Here is a 713-nt window from a genome sequence, read left to right on the forward strand (position 1 = left end):
CTCCTGATCTTCGGCGCGTTGGTCTATTTCTTTGTCCGGTACAAATTCAATCCCTTAAAGCTCGTGCCGGATGATCTGCGACAGCCGTACATACGCAACAAGTGGCTTGATCTGTTCCGCTGGTTGCTGGTGGATTTTCTCGAACGCGATCTACACCGAGGGGAATTTAACGAGTATGGTTTTACTTTTTACGTTGGCCGGCAGGGCGCGGGAAAAACAATCTCAATGGTGCGTTACTTGGAGTTAATGAAAGAACGATACCCCAAGTGCATCATTGTGACCAACTTTGCGTATTACCGGTCGGATCACATCATGACCGACTGGCGGGACATGCTGACGCTCCGCAACGGCACAGACGGTATCATATTTGCAATTGATGAAATCCACTCTGAGTATTCCGCGAAAAGCTGGAACGATGTCCCGGAATCGCTCTTATCCGAGGTATCCCAGCAGCGCAAACAGCGTGTAAAGATCGTGGCAACCGCCCAGTTTTTCACTCGCGTTGCAAAGCCGCTCCGCGAACAGGCCGCGACGGTGGTTAGCTGCTCGACGTGGGCAGGTCGCTTGACCAGAAACCGAGAGTATGACGCGCTGCAATATGCGACGGTGATCGAAAATCCTGCCATCTTAAAGAAAAAAGTCAAGCCCCTGCGCAAGTCCAGTTTTGTCCAATCTGACGGCCTGCGCGCCTGCTACGACACGTTTGAGAAGAT

The 713-nt window shown here is 51.8% G+C and carries 1 protein-coding gene; it reads left to right on the top strand.

Annotation, left to right across the window (positions count from 1 at the left end; translation table 11 throughout):
* Positions 1 to 713: zonular occludens toxin domain-containing protein (locus tag D5269_RS18095; protein WP_120487703.1), on the top strand; the 713-nt coding region annotated here is incomplete at both ends.

Source organism: Anaerotruncus sp. 1XD42-93 (assembly GCF_009917605.1).
Classification (GTDB): Bacteria; Bacillota; Clostridia; order Oscillospirales; family Ruminococcaceae; genus Anaerotruncus.